Origin of the sequence: Sphingopyxis sp. JAI108 (genome assembly GCF_013410105.1) — a bacterium.
GTDB classification, from domain to species: domain Bacteria; phylum Pseudomonadota; class Alphaproteobacteria; order Sphingomonadales; family Sphingomonadaceae; genus Sphingopyxis; species Sphingopyxis chilensis.
In genome coordinates, this window is record NZ_JACCCJ010000001.1 from 2252342 (window position 1) to 2271495 (window position 19154).

Below are 19154 nucleotides of genomic sequence, written 5' to 3' on the forward strand. Positions count from 1 at the left end.
TGGGTTGGTTGCATGGGGCTTCGCCATGCTACTGGCGCCGCTCCTGCTCTAGAATGGCCGAGCCCCATAACCGCCGATCCCCCGGGTCAGGTGCGCTTAACGCTCCGTTCTAACCCGCCTTGAATATTCCGCATGCCAGCGCGGTTCCGCTGTTCCTCGATCTCGCGGCCGAACGGCTCGATTGTCCATCCTTCGGCCTCAGGCTCGGTCATATCCAGGATCTCAGCCTCTTCGGACCGCTCGCCCTGTCGATCCGTAACGCCATCACCATCCGCGACCTGATCCATAATCTCGCCGAGCTTTTTCCACTGCACACGCAAGGCGCAGTCGTCGGCGTGGCCGAGGACGCCGGCGAAATCCTGCTCACCTTCGAGCTGTCGGCCGATGTCTATCCTTCGCATCGCCAGGTGGTCGAGTTAGGCTTTGGATTGCTGGTGGGCGAGATCCGGCGGCATTCGCCTGGCTGGCAACCGCCCCACATCACGTTCCGCCATACGCGGCCTTCGGACATTCGCTGGCACCGCCGCCTGCTTGGAGAGCAGCTGCTTTTCGACGCCGAAAGCAATGCTTTGCTCTTCGATGGAGCCCTGCTGAGCCAGTCCTTGGCACCGTCCGACACCGACCCGTCGGCGCGAAAGGAAAGCCATCGCGCAACTCTGCGGCATACCGACCTGATCCCGTTTCACACCGAGAGGCTGGTGCGCGCCAGCCTGCCCTCTCGCCTTCTCACTGTCGCCGAGGCCGCGCGATTGCTCCGAATGTCGAAGCGCAGCCTCCAGCGTCGGCTAATGTCCGCGAACACAAGCTTTGACGCGATCGTCGACTCTGTCAGGTCCGATCTGGCCTTCGCCTATCTGCGAGACTCGCGCCTGACAGTCGCACAAGTCGCAGAAATACTGCATTTTTCCGAAACAAGCGCGCTGTCGCGCGCCGTGCGTCGCTGGTACGCCCAGACGCCTCGCATGCTGCGGCAAAGCGCCACGCCCCGGCCGTTGCACATATAATGGGATGCGAGGGGGACGTATTCTTCTTCGGGAGACAGCCGGCTTCAGATACGGTCAGGCTTGAGCATTCTTCAGAGGATCGAGCCAGATTTCATAGGAGCGCCAGCGTTCCAGGCCGTCGCGATTGATCGGCTGTCTGACCTGCTGCGCGCTAGGCGTATAGACCGCCCGCGGATTCTCGTGGAAGCGCAGGCATCCGGAATCAAATGGCAAGTCCAGCCGAGCGAGCAGATGCCGCACTTCGCCTTCGACATCGTCGATGAGGTCCTCGTAACATACCTTGTGAATGAAGCCGGGTGAGGCCATGTCGACATGATCGACCGCGTCGACATAATCGTCATAATATCGCGCAAGATCGGCGAGGTTCGCGGGCATGGGTGTCCGACTGTTGAAATAGGTCGTGAAAGCTGAAAAGCAGCAGGCGAGCCGGTGCCGCCTGACGTCGATGATTTTCGCCTGGGGCAGGATGAACCGGATCAGGCCGGCATATTGCCAATTCGCGGGCATCTTGTCGGTGAAGAAGGGTCGGTCGCTATGCCTGTAGCGGCGCACCGATTCCAGATAGCGATCGCCGAGTTCGCGGAGTTCGTCCGCGCCGAGCGTCCCAACGAGGCTCGCCCAGCCCGCAGGCGACGTGTCGCCGAGTCCGGCCGCTATTTCGTTGAGTTCATGCCGCTCGCCCAGCGCCTCCACCAGGGGATGACTGGCCAGGATTTGCTCGATCAGCGTCGAGCCCGAGCGGGGCATCCCGACGATGAAGATAGGGGCCGGCGCACCGCGAACCGGCGTCGCGGCTCGCGCAAGCCGACCCGGCGTAAACACCGCCCGGATGGCGCGGACAAGGTCGCTCGTCGCATCGGCATCATAAGGGACGAGCCCGCTCCTCAGGTCATTCGCCTTGGCATAGTGACGGAATGACGCTTCGAACCGGTCCTGATCAGCATAGGCTTTTCCCATGGCGAAATGGAGCTGGACGGTGCCGAGACCGCCGCGTGCACGGGACAGCGCTCGCTCCATCGCCATGACGTCGTCCAATCCGAACCGGTAGGTACGGAGGCTGGCCAGCCCGTGCCAGGCGAACCCATTGTCCGGATCGAGCGCCAGTGCGCGCCGATAAGCGGCGATTGCGTCCGCCGGTCGCCCGACGGTCTTGAGGGTATGGCCATAGTTGAGCCAAGGCACTGCCGCCTGCGGCGCGCGCGCTATCAGTGCCTCGTGAACAACCAGCGCCTCTTCCGCGCGCCGTTCGGCATCGAGGACGCCCGCCTTGAGAGAAAGCGCCCAAGGCGCGTCCGGCGTGCGCTCGAGGACATCGTCCAGTAGCGCCACCGCATCGTCGCCGCGACCGGCGTCGCACAGGAAGGTGCAAAGATCGACGTGCGCCTGCACCGACGCGGGCTCTTCTTCGACGGCCCGCCGCAGCCTCTGTTCCCGAAGATTTGGTGCGCCATTCGCCATGTTTTCGAGCGAGCCCTATGATCAGAAGCTGACGCGAAAGCCTGCATTGCCGCGAAGATTATTGCTATCCCCGAAATCGTCGATCGCGGTGTCCGCGGAAATCTCCGCGAACAGGGTAAAGCGGTCGTTGTTCCAGCTGTAGCTGCCGCCGAGGCCGACCTCGCCCCACAGCCGTTCGTCGCGGCGCGCGAGCGGCGTGCCGGAAACGCCGACGATGCTGCCGTCGAGCCATTCATGGCTGAGGTTCACGATCCCGTAGAGATGGCTGCGACGGGCGCCGCCGCTGCCGTCCCAGCTCTTCTGGTGGTCGAGCGAGATGCCCCAGCGGGTCTTGAGGCTTCCGGTCCTGTCGGACGACACGCTGGCGTCGTTCGGATCGACGAAGCTATCGAACCGGACGTGCGAATAGATCATCTGGATCTGCGGCGTGACGCTGAGGCCGCCGCCCACAGACGCGCGCTTGCCGACCTCAAGGCTGAACGTCTCGCCCGAGCCGTGATTATTGTCGGCGAGCGTGCCGAGAATATCCGATTCGAGGTCGCTGCGATACCAGCTGACCTGCGCCTGCGCGTCGGCATAGAAGCCGGTGCTTTCGTACCAGGTCAGCGTCGCGCCGACACCATAGCCGCTCGTGTCGATCGAACCATTGCCGAAACGCGAGCGCACGCGCGCATCCGCGGTGCCATAGCGGCCGTTGATCCCGGCGATGATCGTATCTTCGGCATTATCGACAAGCGCCTTGTCGAACCCGGCCTGGAGCGACCAGTTGTCGACATCGAGATCGGTGCCGCTGGTCGAGAAGGCGGCATCGGGACGATGGCGGGTGCTTTCGATGCGGCCCCACATGCCGACGCCGCCCTGCGTGAACCCGGACCATTGGCGGTTGCCGACGCGCTGCTGCAGCGTCGGAAGACGGTTCAGGGTCTGAAGCGTGGCCGCATAGCTTTCGTAGAGCGGCACGCCAGGCTGGTAGAGCGGCCCCTGCGGCTCGTTCTGCGGATCGAGTAGCGCCGAGCGCAGATACCAGTCGCCATCGCCGGGCGTTGCTACGCCGCCCTGGAATAGCCTGTAACCGAACGCACCCGCGATCACCGCCGGGCTACCCTCGAAGTTGTAGTCGCCATCGAGCGTGAACGTGCCCGCCGAGGTTCCGCCGGTGACGTCGATGATCTTGATGCCTTCGACCGTCTGCGCGCCGAGGCCGCCGCGGTTGGTGACGCTGATCGCGGTGGTGCCCGACGTGCCATTCGTCACGACGAGCCGGTCGGCTTGCGAGCTATCGCCGCCGAGCGCGGCTTCGATCTCGAGCGTCCCGCCTGAACCCGTATAGCTGCCGCCCACGGTCAGCGTGCCGAACCCGTCGCGGCCTGGCGCGACCACACCGCCGTTGGTGAGGTTTCCGACGGCACCGGTGCCTTCGAGGCGGGCGCCGCTGTTGACGCCGACCGCGCCGCCGAGGCTGCCCGTCACCGCGAGCGTGCCCGCGGACACCGTCGTCGTACCCGCGAAGCCCGAGCTGTCGCCGGTGACGAGCAAGGTGCCTGCCCCCGCCTTGGTCAGCGCGCCGGTTCCCGAGAACAGGCCGCCAAGCGTGAAGGTGGTGCCGTCGGCGGTCGCGAGCGTTCCGGCTCCGGCCATCACGACATTACGCGCGCTGGTCACATTGGCGCTGGTCGCGAGTGTGCCGCCGTCGAGCGTCACCGCACCCGACACCGCCCCGAGATTGGCGTCGCTCGCGATCTGCACCGTACCGCCCGTGACCCGTGTGCCGCCGATATAGCTGTTGGTGCCGCCGAGGACGAGCGTACCCGCGTCGGTCTTGACCAGCTCGGTGTCGCCCGAGAGCGCCGCGTTGATTGTCGCTGTGAACCCCGCGCCCGCAGTGCTGCCGTCGCCGACCCGGATGGTCGACTGCGGACCGGTAAGGGCGATGCCGTCGCCGGTGATCGTGTAGCCGGTCGCGGCGAACTGCAGGCCCGCCGCGCTCACCTGGCCGAGGCCGTTGTCGACCGTTACCGTACCGCCGGTGCCTCCGAACACCGCGAAGGCGCCGTCGGTATAGGCGGCGTTTACCGCACCATTGGCATCGGTCCAATTGTCGTTGCCCGTACTGTTCTGCCAGGTTCCGGTGCCGCCGTTGATGACGCCGTTGTTCTTCGGCCCCGCCGCGCCGTCCCAGAAATTGAGCGTGAGGCCCGCGCTGTTGACGAGGTTCACTTGGCCCGCAATCGAGGTCTGCACCGCGACATCGCTGCCCGCCGGCAACGTGCCGAGCCCGAGCCCGTTGTCGGTGAGCGTCCCGCCGTAATTGAACACGCGGTAGACACCGACATCGAACGCGCCGCCGGCTGGTACCGTCACATCGATTGTGCCGTCGAGCGTGAGGTCTCCGCCGACATTGACGAGATCGTTGAGCGCGCCGCCCGCGACATTCGCCGCGCCGAACTCCCAGGCGAGCGTGGTGCCCGCCGCGAGCGACAAATCGCCGGCGATGGTCAGCGTGCCCGCGCCGCCCGCGCCTGGCGTCAGCGTCGCGCCGAATGCAAGTATCACGTCTCCGCCGATCGTACCCGTGCCGCCAAGGCTTGCGCCCGAAGCGACATTGGTGGGTCCGGTCGCGCCCGCAAAACTGCCGTTGACCAACAGCGTACCTGCCGCGACATCCGTTGCGCCAGCATGGCTGCCGGTGCCCGAAAGTATGAGCGTGCCTGCACCGCTCTTGGTAAGCCCGCCGGTGCCCGACACCGTTCCCGTCAGCGTCAGCGTCGTGCCGTCATCGGTGAGGAAGGTGCCGGCGCCCGTCAGATCGACCGCGCGAGCTGAACTCAGGTCGGCCGTGGTATTGAGAGCGCCGCCGTTGAGGCTGAGCCCGCCCGCAGCCGCGCCGAGGTTCGCATCGCTCGCGATCTGCAACGTACCGCCGTTGATCGCGGTGCCGCCGGTGTAGCTGTTGGCGCCGGTCAGGACGAGCGTCCCGGCGTCGGTCTTGACCAGCTGGGCGCTGCCAGTGATCGCGCTGGCGAGTGTCGCGGTATAGGTCGTCCCCGCCGCAGTGCCGTCGCCGACCCGGATAGCCGACTGAGGCCCGGTCAGCGTCAGGTCGCCGCCGGTGACGGTATAGCCATCGACCGCGAACTGCAGACCCGAGGCGATGACCGCGCCAAGGCCATTGTCGATCGTGACCGTGCCCGGCGCGCCGGTGAAGATGGCGAACGTGTCATCGTCGAACGGCGCATTGACCGCGCCCGACGCATCGGTCCAGTTGTCGTTGCCGGTGCCGTTCTGCCAGGTGCCATCGCCGCCGTTGACGGCACCGTCGAACTTCGGTCCCGCTGCGCCGTCCCAGAAGCTCAGTACCGCCCCGCCAGTGTTGATCAAGTTGACCTGGTTCGCGACGGCGGTCTGGACGAACACATCCGAACCCGCCGGCATGGTGCCGATCGCAAGGCCGTTGTCGGTGAGCGTGCCGCCATAGTTGATCACGCGGTAGAGGCCGATGTCGAACGCGCCGCCGGGGGTCACCGCGACGTCGATCGTGCCATCGAGCGTGAGGTCGCCGCCGACATGGACCACGTCGTTGAGCGGATTGCCCGGCGCGTTCGCGAGGCCGAAATCATAGGCCAGTGACGCCCCCGCCGCGAACGACAGAACGCCCTTGACGGTAAGCGCACCCGCTCCGCCAGCACCCGGCGCCAACGCAGCACCATCCGCCACGCTGACATCGCCTCCGATGATGCCGGTGCCGCCCAGCGTCGCGCCCGAAGCGACGGCGGTGAGGCCCGTGGCCGCGCTCTGGTCGCCATTGACCAGCAGCGTTCCGCGATCGACGCTGGTCGCGCCGGTGTAGCTGTTGGCGCCGGTCAGCACCATCGTGCCGCTGCCCACCTGCGTCAGCGTGCCGGTGCCCGAGATCAGCCCCGCGTACGTGACCGCATCGGACCGGTTGAACGCCAGCGCCGCGTTATTCACGACGTCGCCGGTGATACCGCCGGTCGTGCCGCCATTGCCGAGCTGGAGCACGCCCGCGCTGATGGTCGAGCCGCCGGTATAATTGTTGTTGGCGGTGAGAATGGTTGTGCCGGTGCCGATCTGGTTGACCGCACCATTGCCGGTGATCGCGCCCGCGAAGATCAGGCTGTCGGCGCGGTTGAACGCCAGCACGCCGTTGTTGGCGACGTTGCCTGAGATCGACCCGCTCGTCCCGCCATTGCCGAGTTGCAGCGTACCTGCCGCGATCGTAGTACCGCCGGCATAGCCATTGTCGGCGGTCAGCACGAGGCTGCCCGCGCCGTCCTTGGTGAGCGCGCCCGCGCCCGAGACCACTCCGTTTAGCGTCAAGGTCGTGCCGCCATCGGCCAGGAAAGAGCCCGCGCCTGCCAGATCGACCGCGCGGTTCGACGCCATGTCAGCGGTCGTGTTCAGGGTGCCGCCGTCGAGGCTCAGCCCGCCCGCCGCATCGCCGAGATTGGCGTCGGACGAGACTCGCACCGTGCCGCCGTTAATTGCTGTACCGCCAGCATATGTATTGGTACCCGCCAGAACGAGCGTGCCTGCATCGGTCTTGACCAATTGCGCGGCACCCGTGAGCGCGGCGTCGATGGTCGCTGTATAACCGCTGCTCGCCGCACTGCCGTCGCCGACCTGCACGATCGCGCCGGTTCCGGTGAGCGTCAGCGCGTCTCCGGTGACCCGATAGCCGTCGCTGGCGAATTGCATTCCCGAGGCGAGGACGTTGCCGCCGACGTTGTCGATCGTCACCGTCCCCGGAGCTGCCGAGAAGATGGCAAAGCTGTCCTGGGCATAATCGGCATTGGGCGTGCCCGAGGCACTGGTCCAGTTGTTGGAGCCGCCGCCGACGCGCCACACGCCGTCGCCGCCGTTGACGGCGCCGTCATTCTTGGGACCGGCAGCGCCGTCCCAGAAGCTCAAGGTGAGCCCGGCGGTGTTGACCAGATTGACCTGGCCCGCAATCGCCGTCTGCACCGATACGCTGCTACCGCCCGGCAAGGCGCCGAGCGCAAGTCCATTGTCACTGAGCGCGCCGCCATAGTTGAACGCGCGGTAGATGCCGGGACCGAAGCTGCCGCCCGCTGGAACGGTGACGTTGATCGTGCCGTCGAGTGTCAGATCGCCCCCGACGTTGACCAGATCGTTGAGCGCGCCGCCCGCGATATTCGCCGCACCGAACTCAAAATCGAGCACCGAGCCCGCGCCGAGCGCAAGGTTCCCGTTGATTGTCAGCGTGCCGACATTGTTGGTGCCGGCTGCGAGCGTGGCGCCATCGGCAATCGCGACATTACCGCCGATAATGCCCGAGCCGCCCAACGTCGCGCCCAGCGCGATGTTCGTCGCGCCCATCGCCGCCGATTGATCGCCGTTTACGAACAGGCTGCCCGCCATCACTTCGACATCGCCGGCGAAGCCGTTGGCCCCGGTCAGGACCAGATCGCCCACGCCCGCCTTGGTGAACCCGCCGGTGCCCGAAACGGTGCCACCCAGGGTCAGCGTCGTGCCCGGATCGGTGAGCAAGGTGCCCGCTCCGAGCAGATCGACCGCACGGTTCGAACTCATCGTGGCGGTGGTGCCCAGCGTGCCGCCATTCAGAGTCAGCGCGCCTGCCGCGTCGCCGAGATTGACGTCGCTCGAAATGCGCAGCGTGCCCGCATCGATCCGGGTGCCGCCCGTGTAGTTGTTGGTCCCCGAAAGCACCAGCGTGCCGAGATCGGATTTGACCAGCTGGCTGTTGCCGATGAGGGCGCTGCCGATCGTCGCGGTATGACCGAGACCGACAGCCGTGCCGTCGCCCACCCGGATCACCGACTGCGGCCCGATCAGGGTCAGGTCCTGACCCGTGATCGTATAGCCGTCCGTCGCGAACTGCATACCTGACGCGCGAACCGCGCCCAGACCGTTATCTACGCTGATCGTTCCCGCGGCGCCCCCAAAGATCGCAAAGGCGCTGTCGAGGAAGGGCGCATTGATCGATGCATCATCGAGCGTCCAATTGTCGTTGCCGGATGCGTTCTGCCAGATGCCATCGCCGCCGGTGATGAGGCCGTCGTTGCGCGCGCCCGCCGCACCGTCCCAGAAACGTAGGGCGAGGCCGTTGGTGTTGATCAGGTTGACCTGATTGGCCACCGATGTCTGGACATAGAAATCGGTGCCCGACGGGATCGTGCCAATCACCAGGCCGTTGTTGGTGAGCGTGCCGCCATAGTTGATGACCCGGTAGATGCCCGGATCGAAGCTGCCGCCGCCGCTCGTCGTCACGTTGAGCGTGCCGCCGAGCGTGAGATCGCCGCCGACATTGACGAGGTCATTGAGCGGCCCGCCGACTATATCCGACTGACCGAACTCATAAGCGAGCACGGCGTTGGGGCTGAAACCGAGATTGCCGTTGATTGTAAGCGTGCCCGGACCGGTCGCATCGCCCGGCGTCAGCGTCGCGCTGCCGCCGACCAGGACGTCGCCGCCGATCGTGCCAGTTCCCCCGAGCGCGCCGCCGCCGAGCACATTGGTCGTGCCGTTCGCCGCGGTCTGATTGCCATTGATGAGCAACGTGCCGGACGAGATGACCGTCGATCCGGTATAGCTGTTGTCGGCGGTCAGGATCGTGGTGCCGGCGCCCTCCTGACGGACATCGCCCGTACCGGAGATCAAACCCGCGAAGCTGTATTCGTTCGAGCGGTTGAAGATCAGCGCCGCATTGTTGACGACGTCGCCGGTGATGCCGCCGGTCGTGCCGCCCGCACCAAGCTGGAGCACGCCCGCGCTGATCGTCGTGCCGCCGGTATAATTGTTATCCGCGGTGAGAATGGTGGTGCCAGAGCCGATTTGGCTGACCGCACCGCCCCCGGTTATCGCGCCGGCGAAGGTCAGGCTGTCGGAGCGGTTGAATGCGAATATGCCATCATTGGCGACATCGCCGAGGATCGCGCCGCTCGTCCCACCATTGCCGAGCTGGAGTGTGCCCGCCACGATCGTCGTGCCGCCTGCATAGGCGTTGTCGGCGGTCAGCACGAGATTGCCCGCGCCGTCCTTGGTGAGCGCACCCGCGCCTGACACTACACCGTTCAGGGTCAGCGTCGTGCTACCATCGGTCAGGAACGTGCCCGAGCCCGCCAGATCGACGACCCGGGTCGAATTGATGTCCGCCGTGTTATTGAGCACGCCGCCGTTGAGGCTGAGCCCGCCCGCCGCATCGCCAAGGTTGGTGTCGGACGAAATGCTGAGCGTGCCGCCGTTTACCGCCGTGCCGCCCGTGTAGCTGTTGGTGCCTGTCAGCACGAGCGTGCCGCCCAGATCCTTGACCAGTCGTGCCGAGCCGGTCAGTTCCGCGGTAATGGTGGTGGTGATGCCGGCATCGGCCGGGCTGCCGTCGCCCGTGCGGATCAAGGCATCCGAGCCGGTCAGCGTCAGCGGGGCGCCCGCGATCGTGTAGCCGTCCGCGGCGAACTGCATGCCGGCCGTCAGGACATTGCCGCTGCCATTGTCGACCGTGACCGTGCCGCTGGCCCCCTGGAAGATCGCGAAGCTGTCCTGGGCATAGTCGGCGTTGATCGCACCGTTCACTTCGGTCCAGTCATTCTGGCCGCCGCCCAATACCCAGGTGCCGTCACCGCCCTGGATCGTGCCGTCGTTCTTCGGCTGGCCCGTGCCGTCCCAGAAATTGAGCGTCAGACCCGCGGTATTCGCCAGGTTGACCTGCCCTGCGATCGCGGTCTGGACGAACACGTCGCTGCCCGGCGGCATGGTGCCGAGGGCAAGACCGTTGTTGGTCAGCGCGCCCGAATAGTTGAACATCCGGTAGACACCCGGGCCGAAGCTGCCGCCCGACGTCTGGTTGACATTGACCACGCCGCCCAGCGTAAGGTTGCCGCCCACATTGACGAGATCGTTGAGCGGCCCGCCCGGCACGTTCGCCTGACCGAACTCGAAATTGAGCTGCGAGGCGTTGCCGAGCGCAAGGTTGCCGTTGACGGTGAGTGCGCCGACGCCATTGCTGCCCGCCGCCAGCGTGCCGCCGTCGGCGATGGTCACGCTGCCGCCGATCGTGCCGGTGCCGCCCAGCGTCGCGCCGGAGGCGACGCTGGTCAGGTTCGTCGCGCCCGCCTGGTTGCCGTTCACCAGCAGCGTGCCCGAATTGACGATTGTCGGGCCGGCATATGTATTGTTGCCGGTCAGAACGGTCGTGCCCGGACCTGCCTGAGTGAAGCTGCCACCGCCCAGAATCGTACCGCCCAGCGCTAGTGTGCCCGACCGGTTGACGACGAGCGCGCCATTATTGAGCACATTGCCGGCGATGCTGCCGGTCGCGCCCCCATTGCCGACCTGGAGCGTGCCCGCACTGATGGTCGTCCCGCCCGTGTAGTTGTTGTCCGCGACCAGCACGAGCGCGCCGGTGCCAGTCTTGGTGAGTGCGCCCGGCCCCGATACCGCCCCCGTCAGTGTCAGGGTCGTTCCGGCATCAGTCGAGAAGGTGCCTGCGCCTGCGAGATTGGTCGCGCGGCCCGAGGTGAAGCTCGCCGTCGTGTTGAGCGTGCCGCCGTTGAAGGTCAGCCCACCGCTCGCCGCGCCCAAGTTCGCGTCGCTCGATACCTGAAGCGTGCCCCCCGTGATGCTGGTGCCGCCCTGGTAGCTGTTGGTGCCGGTCAGCGTCGTCGTGCCGCTGCCGATCTGACGGACCGCGCCAGTGCCCGAGATCGTGCCGCTGAAGCCATAGGCATTGTTGCGGTTGAACGTCAGTGTGCCGTTGTTGACGACATCGCCGACGATACTGCCGGTCGGGCCGCCATTGCCGAGTTGCAGCGTGCCCTGCGCGATCGTCGTACCGCCGGTATAGCTGTTCGTGCCTGTCAGCACCGTCGTGCCGGCACCAAGCTGCTGGACGGCGCCCTGGCCCTGGATCGTGCCGCCGATGGTTAGCGCGTCCGACCGGTTGAACCCCAGCGCGGTGCCGTTCGCAACGTTGATCGTGCTGCTGACGATCGAACCGGCCGTGCCGCCATTACCGATGATCAGCGTGCCCGCGTTGACGTTGGTGGCGCCCGTATAGCTGTTGGCGCCGGTCAATATCCACTTGCCGCTGTCATTCTTGGCGAGCGAGGTGATGTTGGACGCGTTCAGATTGCCGATCGTCGCACCCATGACATTGTCGTCGGCATTGGTGCCGCCCAGCGCCATCACGCGCGCGCCGCCGCCCGAATAGGATACGGCGCCGGTGTTGGTGAAGTTGACCGCGCCGGTTCCCGAAGATTCGATAAAGGTCGTGCCGGTCGCCAGGGTGAAGCGGCGGTCGGTGCTGTCGCCCGTTCCGGTGTAACGCAGCGTTGAGCCGCTGCCTATGATCAGGTTCGACGCGGCGTTGGACGACGTGCCGATGCTGCTGCCGACGCCGCCGTTGGATAGTTTGTCGACCCCGAGCACGCCGCCCAATATCTGCGTCGTGCCCGTATAGCCGCTGCCCGAATTTGTCAGAATCCAGGTGCCGGCGTCCTGCTTGATGAAGGAGGTGACGCCGGCGCCGTTGTTGTCGAGGCGAAGTCCGAACCTGTTATCGCCCAGATAGGTGCCGCCAAGCCGGACGATCTGTGCGCTGTTTGGATTTGCGAAGACAATCGCACCGGTGTTCGTGAAATCGACCGCACCCGTGCCCGACGAGAGTATCTGCGCCGTGCCGCCGATGGTCATCAACCGGTCGGTGCTGCTGCCCGCACCGAGATAGGTCAGGGCACCGTTGTTGACGACAAGATTGCTGGCGGCGTTGCTCGACGCGCCGATCGAACTGTTGGTGCCGCCGTTGGTCAGACATTGCACCTGCAAGATACCGCCGGTCACGCTGGTGCCGCCAGTGAAGTTGCTGTTGCAGCCGGAGAGATATTGGGTGCCGCCGCCCGTTTTCACGAAACCGCCGGTCCCCGTGATGAGGCCGGCATAAGTCCCGTTCGCCCCGCCCACCGTCAGCGTGCCAGAACCGAGTTGGACATTGCCCCCGGCGGCGCCACCGCCGCTCAGGACGCTAGCGGACATGTTGAAGCCGTTGAGATCCAGTACGGCGCCCGCGACATTGGACAGCGTGAAGCTGCCCGTGCCGAACGCCGTGGCCGACCCGGCCCGCAGAATACCTCCTTCGACGCGCGTCTCGCCTGTAGAGCTGCTGACGCCCGACAGGATCAGCGTGCCCGCGCCCCGTTTGATCAGCGACCCGGGCCCGACGGTAGCGCCTGTGAACTCCAAGGTAGTGCCGGGATCGCTCACCTGGATGTAGCCGAAGCCGGCGCCGAGGGTGAAGCCGCGGTCCGTGGTCTGGTTAGTGCCGACCGCTGTGTAGTTTAATATACCGCTGTTCTGGAGAACAAGGTTGCCTGGGTCGCGGTCCGACGCACCGATGCCACTGTTCACGCCGCCGTTCTGGATGCAGTCGGTACTGAGGACCGAGCCGCCAAACGCGCCAGTTATGGTCGTGATGCCATCGTAGCTGTTGCCGCAGCCGGTCATCACCTGGGTGCCGTTGGTATGGGTGACGTTGCCGGCGCCGCTGATCGTGCCGGTGAAGCCCGGAGAGCCGCTATTGGCACCGCCGATCGTGAGCGTGGTTCCGGCCAGCGCGCCGAGAGTCACGTTCCCGCCGCCATTGAGTGCGCCGATCTGGTTGCTGTTGTCCGCGAGATCGAGGGTGGCCCCGGCATTCACCGTCATCGCAGACGAGACGGTGCCGAACACGCCCGTCGTGCTGCCGCCTGCGAGTGCCGCGCCCGCGCGCAGGGTGCCGGCGTTGACCACGGTAATGCCTGTGTAGCTGCTGGTCCCGGCCAACACCAAGGTTCCGTCGCCGTACTTCTCCAGCCTTCCCGCGCCGGCGATCGCGCCTCCCACCGTCAGCTCTGTCGCCATCGCGCTGACGTCGATCCTGCCAGCACCATTTTCAATCGTGAAGCCGCGGTCGATATCGACCGAGCCGCCGGTATATTGGAGCGTGCCGCCGTTGAGCAGCACGAGGTTGGTCGAATCGCTGGTTGCGGCCCCGATGCCGCTGACCTGCCCGCCCTCGGCGAGCGTGCCCACCGACAGGATGCCGTCTTCCACGCGCGTGACACCGACGTAATCGTTGGCGGCATTGGCTAACGTCAGGGTACCACCACCAGTCTTGATGAGGCCGGCGTCGTCCGGACTTGTGACGAGGCCGGTGAATGTCAGGTTTGCTGCGCCGCTTGCGATCTCGATGGTCCGCGACAGTCCGCCGTTTACCAGCGTAAAGCCGCGGTCCGTGGTTACCGTGTCGCCGGTATATTGCAGAATGCCACCTTCGAGCACCAAGCTGGCGGGCGCCGCGCTGGACGCTCCGATGGCACTCGCCGCGCCGCCATCGCCTATGCTGTTTACGATCAAGCGGCCGTTGCTGAGCATGGTCGCGCCGGTATAGGTGCTGGCGCCGGTGAGGCTGACGGTGCCCTGGCCGCCCTTTGTGAAACCAGTCGCCCCGCCATTGTCGACGATGGTCGAGGAGACGGTGAGCGTGCCGGTGCCATTGTGCAGCACGCCTAGGACGCCGCCGGCGCCGGACAGACCGGTCAGGTTGCCACCGGTGATCGTCTGGTTGTTGGCGAGGACCGAGGGCGCGATGATGATCGTGCCGTCCACGCCGAGCGTCTGGCCGTCCGCTATCGCCACGGTCGCCGTTGCGTCGGGCGTGGTGAATTGCAGGCCGCCAAGCTGGATGCTGCTCCCGACGGTACCGAAATAACTCTCGGCATCGCCGTCGCTGTCGGAGATGAACTCTCCGTTTGCCCAAGTCGAGGCGTCGTCCTTGTCCGTATAATCCGCATCGGTGAACGCGAGGATGCTACCGCCGACAACCTTGGCATAGTCGGTGCCGTTGACGGTCGCCCAGCCGCCGAGACTGGTGTTGCTGGTCGTGAAATTGCCGCTCGTTGGCAGGTTGAAGTTAACGATGCCGCCGGTCCGGGTAATCGCACCGAAGTGGACATCAAGGCTTCCGCCGCTGCCGGAGGTCCCGCCGATCGTGTTAGCGCCAACGGTGATGTTAAGGCCGTCGAAGGTTTGCGTGTTGGCCTCGCCTGCCGCGCCAGCGAGTCTCAGCGTCCCGCCGGACATGTTGAGGGTGGAAGCGGCATCGATGATGTCGCTGACCGGTCCGCCGGCGGGAGCGAAATTGAGCGCGAGCGTGCCGCCCTGGATATTGGTGTCGCCGCTATAGGTGCTTGCCCCAGCCAAGGTCAGCACCCCCGTCCCAAGCTTGGTGAGGCTGCCGGAGCCGGTGATACTGCCGGCGAAGCTGTTGGCGGTTGTCGTGTCGAGGGTCAGTATGGCATTACCCAGCGCCAAGGTTCCGCCCGTACCGTTGAGGGCGGGGAGCGCCAGGTCAAAGCCGTTGAGGTCTAACGTACCGGCATTGATCGTGACGCCCGTCGTCGTGCCCAGCGCGGAGGCGTTGCCCGCGCGCAACGTGCCACCGTTCATCGTGACGGTACCGGTTCGCGTATTGACGCCGTCCAGAACCCAGGTGCCGCTCCCGCTACTGGCCAGGTTGCCGTTCCCCGAAACGACGCCCGAGAAACTGTTGGTTCCGGCGAAGCTGCCGCCGAGCGTCAGCGTGTCGGTGCCGCCCGCGATGAAGGCTAGATTGCCGCTGAGATTGAGCGCGCCCGTGCCGTCGTTAAGAACGGACGTCGCGCCATCGCTGCTCCAGGTACGGTTGCTGCCGCCGCCGATGCCGGTGTAGCTGAGCTGGCCGAGATTGCCGAGACTGATCGTCGACGCCGTACCGAGCGAACTCGCAAGTCCGGCATCAGCGAGGACCGGTGCGCGGACGATTCCTCCGGAGACGCCGGCATTGCCGGTGAAGGTGTTGGCGCCCCCCAAGGTGATGCTCCCGGCCGCGCTGGCGCCGAATCCCACGCTGCCGCTGCCGCTGATCACGCCCAGCAACTCGAAATCGGCCGTTTCGGCGATGAAGGAGGTGGGAGTGACGGAAATGTCGCCGGTCAGCGTCAGTGTGCCCGTGCCCCGCTGCCGAAACACGCGTTGGGGTCCGCCCGCCAGCACCCAGTTACGGTTCGAGCTGTCGCCGTCGCCGGTATAGATAATGTTGTCTGAGTATTGGCTTCCTCCGGCGAAGGTGATGGTGCCATTGGCCACGGTCGTCGGCGCACCGAGCGAGCTCGCTTCGCCCAGGTTGCGGACCGAAGAGAAGAAAACGGAGCCCGACCCCTGACCGACGCCATTCAATCGGGTCGTGCCCGTATAGGTGTTGGCGTCATTCGTCAGTCTTACACCGGAAAACACGCTGATATTGCCGCTTCCAGTGTAGAGCGCGGAACCTGTCCCGGCGCCGCTGACCGAAAGAGTTGTGCTATCATCAATTGTCACGGTCCGGCTGGTGCTGCCTGTGTCGAGGATAAAGCTGGCATTTGCCGTGGTGAAGATGTTGTTGCTGGCATTGCCTAGAGCTGCGTCAGAGGCGGCGCGCAATGTGCCGCCGCTCAGCGTTATGCCGCCGCTGAACGTATTGGCTCCGGTCAGGAAGAGTTGGGCGTTCCCGGTCTTGGTAAGGCCGCTGGTGCCCGCGATTACCGAATTGATCGTCGCGTGGCCGATCGTGTTGATGGTGGGCGTCGTGCCGCCGAGCGTCAGCGTATTGCCGCTGATCACCCAGTTGTTCACGGTCTGGAACCTCATATTATGAACGATGATCGGCTCGGTCAGGTTAACCGTGCCCACGGTCGTGGTCGTGCCCGGCGCGGTGATACCGAAGATGGCGTTGTCGAGCGCGCTATTGTCCCAGAGATGGTAGGGACCCAGCACGTCGCTGTTCGATTCGCTCCATACTGGATCGGCCGTGTTCCAGTCGCCGTTGCCGCCGCTGCCGGTCCCCGTGCTGTTGGCGTCCCAGTAGCGGTCCTGATCCTGCGCATGGGCGACGGATGGCAGGCCGAGCAGCACGATGGCAGAAAGCGAAGCACCACAGAGCAGATGATCGCTGAGCGTAGCACTCCGACGCCTGCTTGATCCGATACGCTTCCTCATGGCGCTTTCCTCTCTCGGTAATGGAGCGGGCAACATCTCAAGAAACTATTAATAAAGAATGCGGTACATCTCTTAAAGGATGGCCGAACGTTCGCAATCGGGTACCATGGGACACGACGGAGCGAGCACTCTGGGATATCGGTTGGAACCACTCGGGATGGAAACGATCCCCATGCGCAAGCTGATTCATCGTGCAAACCGATGGACGATCACATTCCAGTAGGAGTTTCCGTTGACGATCGTGTCGCAATAGCCACCATTTCACGCCGCCAAGATCCACTACTTCGACATAGCAAAGGAAGGCGCGGCAATGCCGCTCCCGGCTTCGCGCAGTCCTTAGCGCCTGTAAAAATCAAGGGTCCCGCCCCCTTGCCGGGACCCTTCGACCCCGCCCGGGGGGATTGGGGCGAGGCCATCTCAATGCGGCTTCGTTCATCTAATAGAATGCCCCGCCGACCGGCGCGCAGGGCTCGATATGGGACGCGATACAAGAGGGCGCGATCGCCCGGCCAAACGCACCAGACTCATCCCGGTTTCGTGCGCGAACCAATTTCGCGGTATCGTCATCATGCCTCGTGTCGAGGAGAGTCCCGGGCCTGACGCTATGACGACAGATATTCTTCCGGAAACCGTTCGCGATAATGCTGGATGCGCGTCGTGCGGAGACCCGGGACGCCGACGCGATCAAAGAGACGCTGCCAGTTCGCGAGTTCCTCAAGATCCATGCGATAGCGGGCGCAGGCTTCCTCGGGCGTCAGCAATCCGCCCTCCACCGCCGCGACCACCTGCGCCTTGCGTCGGCTGACCCACCGCGTGGTCTCGGGCGGCGGCAGATTGTCCAGGGTCAATTCCTCGCCCAGCGGGCCGATAACCGATGCCGGTCGTATCCTCCGATATTCGAGCACGTCGACTCTCCGACCCGCGGCCTTCGCCGCCCAGTGCCCCCCGGCCTTGCAACGGGATCATGCTCGCGAAACCGGGTTAACGAAGGCTTGGTGGGCAGGGTTAATTGCGGCGAATGGAGCGCGCGCGGAAACGTCCTGATGTCGATGCCACTTTCCTCGCCGCCATGCGTATATCTCCCGGCGCTACGGACAGTTGGAGGTGGTGATGGCGACCGAATGCACGGCCTACCGCGACGACAAGGGCTCGCTTCACCCGACGCCCGAAAGAGCGACCCTCGCCGATCTCGCCCATGTGCTGGGCCGCGTCGGCGAAGAAGGCGGAATGACCGCGGGCGTCGCCAAGCTGATCCTCGAGAAACGGGAGGAGATCGAGCGCGTCTTCGCCGAGCATGATGCGATGCTCACCGCCCGCGCATCCTCCGGAAACGAGGCGGCCGAGGTCGTCCCGATCAAGGGCGCAAGCTGAGCCTTGCCGGTCGGCATGTCCCAGCGAGTCTAGCCCATGTCATACCCCGTTGGACCGAAATAGTATCCAGACGGCGGCATGGCCCTCGACCTGCGGCCCGAACGCTGGCGCCTGCCGCCATGCCTTCACTTGTCGAGACCGACCCAGCCCGCTCCGCGTGCGGCACGTTCGGCGGCGGCGTCAAGCGGCGCGCCGTCCATCATCGCCGCCGCTGCCGACGTGAGCTCGCCTGACGATGCCTGTCGGTAATCCGCACTGCCTCGCCCCTGCATCGTGCGTTCAAGCGCCCAACCTGCACCCTCGCGGCAGCCGATGCCCGACAACGCCCGTCCCTCAAAGCTGCGGCAATAACGCCCGTCGCGGTCGCGGAAACTGAGTCGATACGTATCTCGGCCTCGGCTGGCTGGTTCGACGCGAGCTGGGTATCGAGCGCTCTGGCGAGCGGTCCCGATGCGACGAGCAAGCCGCCGGCGCTCGTCACGTCGGCCGCGGGCATCCACGGCTTCGTACCGATCGCAAACCCCGAGGAGGAGCGACGCCGCGATCGCGCCCAAATGGATCGGAGCGAAGTGCAGGCGCCTGACCTTGCGGCGCGCGGCGAGGCTGGTGGCGATTGTCGCGTCCGGCATCAGGAGGGCGCGCAGCCGCTCGGGCACCGGCTCGTCGGCAACGGGCGCATAATGCGCGGCCAATTGCGCCTTCAGCGCGCGGTACCGCGGGATCTCGGCGGTGAGCGCAGCGTCGCCTTCGGCCTCGCGCGCGATCCGGCGCGCAGTCAAATCTCCCAGCAAGTGCATCAAGGTCTTACGCCCAAGCGAGAGACGTGATGTCACGGAACCGATAGGGACGTCGAGTATCTCGGCCGCCTCGCGATAGGAATGGCCTTCTACCAGAACGAGCATCGCGACCTCGCGCTGCTGGTCGGGCAAGCGCGCCATCGCGCCATCGACATCGCCGCGGAGCGCGCCGGCCTCGACCTCGGCGGCGCCGTTGCCCGCGGTCTAGTTGACGGCTTCGTCGATCGGTGCATGGACGCCGCGCCGACCTGCTGCGCTGCGCTCGTCGATCCAGAGATTGCGGGTGATGCGGTACATCCAGCTATCCAGTCTCGTTCCCTGTTGCCATTGGCCCCGCATTTTCGGGGCGCGCTCGATCGCGGCCTGGCAGAGATCGTCGGCGTCGCCGACATTGCGCGCCAGCCCGCGCGCCAGCCCGCGCGCAAAACGGCACAGACGCGGCAGCAGCTCGACCAGTTCCTCTTCGAAGCGCATCATC

5 protein-coding genes and 1 pseudogene are annotated in these 19154 nt (G+C 65.5%); 2 read left to right on the plus strand and 4 right to left on the minus strand.

The genetic code is table 11. The features are described from left to right. The first annotated feature begins 119 nt into the window (after positions 1-119). Entirely contained in the window at positions 120-1004 is an 885-nt protein-coding gene (locus HDC29_RS10935; protein ID WP_179497065.1) for an AraC family transcriptional regulator, read from the plus strand. Between the two features lie 54 nt (positions 1005-1058). Here HDC29_RS10935 and HDC29_RS10940 read toward each other — a convergent pair whose 3' ends face one another. The 3 genes from HDC29_RS10940 to HDC29_RS10950 all read right to left on the minus strand — a co-directional run bounded on the left by HDC29_RS10940 (position 1059) and on the right by HDC29_RS10950 (position 17413). After that, positions 1059-2462: a sulfotransferase gene (locus HDC29_RS10940; protein ID WP_257018159.1), complete on the minus strand. Its 1404-nt coding sequence runs from the start codon at positions 2460-2462 to the stop codon at positions 1059-1061. 21 nt (positions 2463-2483) lie between these two features. Continuing rightward, positions 2484-16508 (minus strand): autotransporter-associated beta strand repeat-containing protein, encoded by a 14025-nt coding sequence (locus HDC29_RS10945; RefSeq protein ID WP_179497069.1) that lies wholly within the window; start codon positions 16506-16508, stop codon positions 2484-2486. 602 nt (positions 16509-17110) lie between these two features. Next, on the minus strand, positions 17111-17413 hold the full coding sequence (locus HDC29_RS10950) for a DUF1153 domain-containing protein (RefSeq protein WP_179497071.1): 303 nt from the start codon (positions 17411-17413) through the stop codon (positions 17111-17113). Positions 17414-17618: 205 nt separating this feature from the next. Between HDC29_RS10950 and HDC29_RS10955 the strand changes: the two genes are divergently transcribed. Further along, entirely contained in the window at positions 17619-17879 is a 261-nt protein-coding gene (locus HDC29_RS10955; RefSeq protein WP_179497073.1) for a hypothetical protein, read from the plus strand. 779 nt (positions 17880-18658) lie between these two features. Here HDC29_RS10955 and HDC29_RS10960 read toward each other — a convergent pair. Then, positions 18659-19150 (minus strand): annotated as a pseudogene (locus tag HDC29_RS10960) (RNA polymerase sigma factor); the annotation flags it as partial. Between the last annotated feature and the right edge of the window lie 4 nt (positions 19151-19154).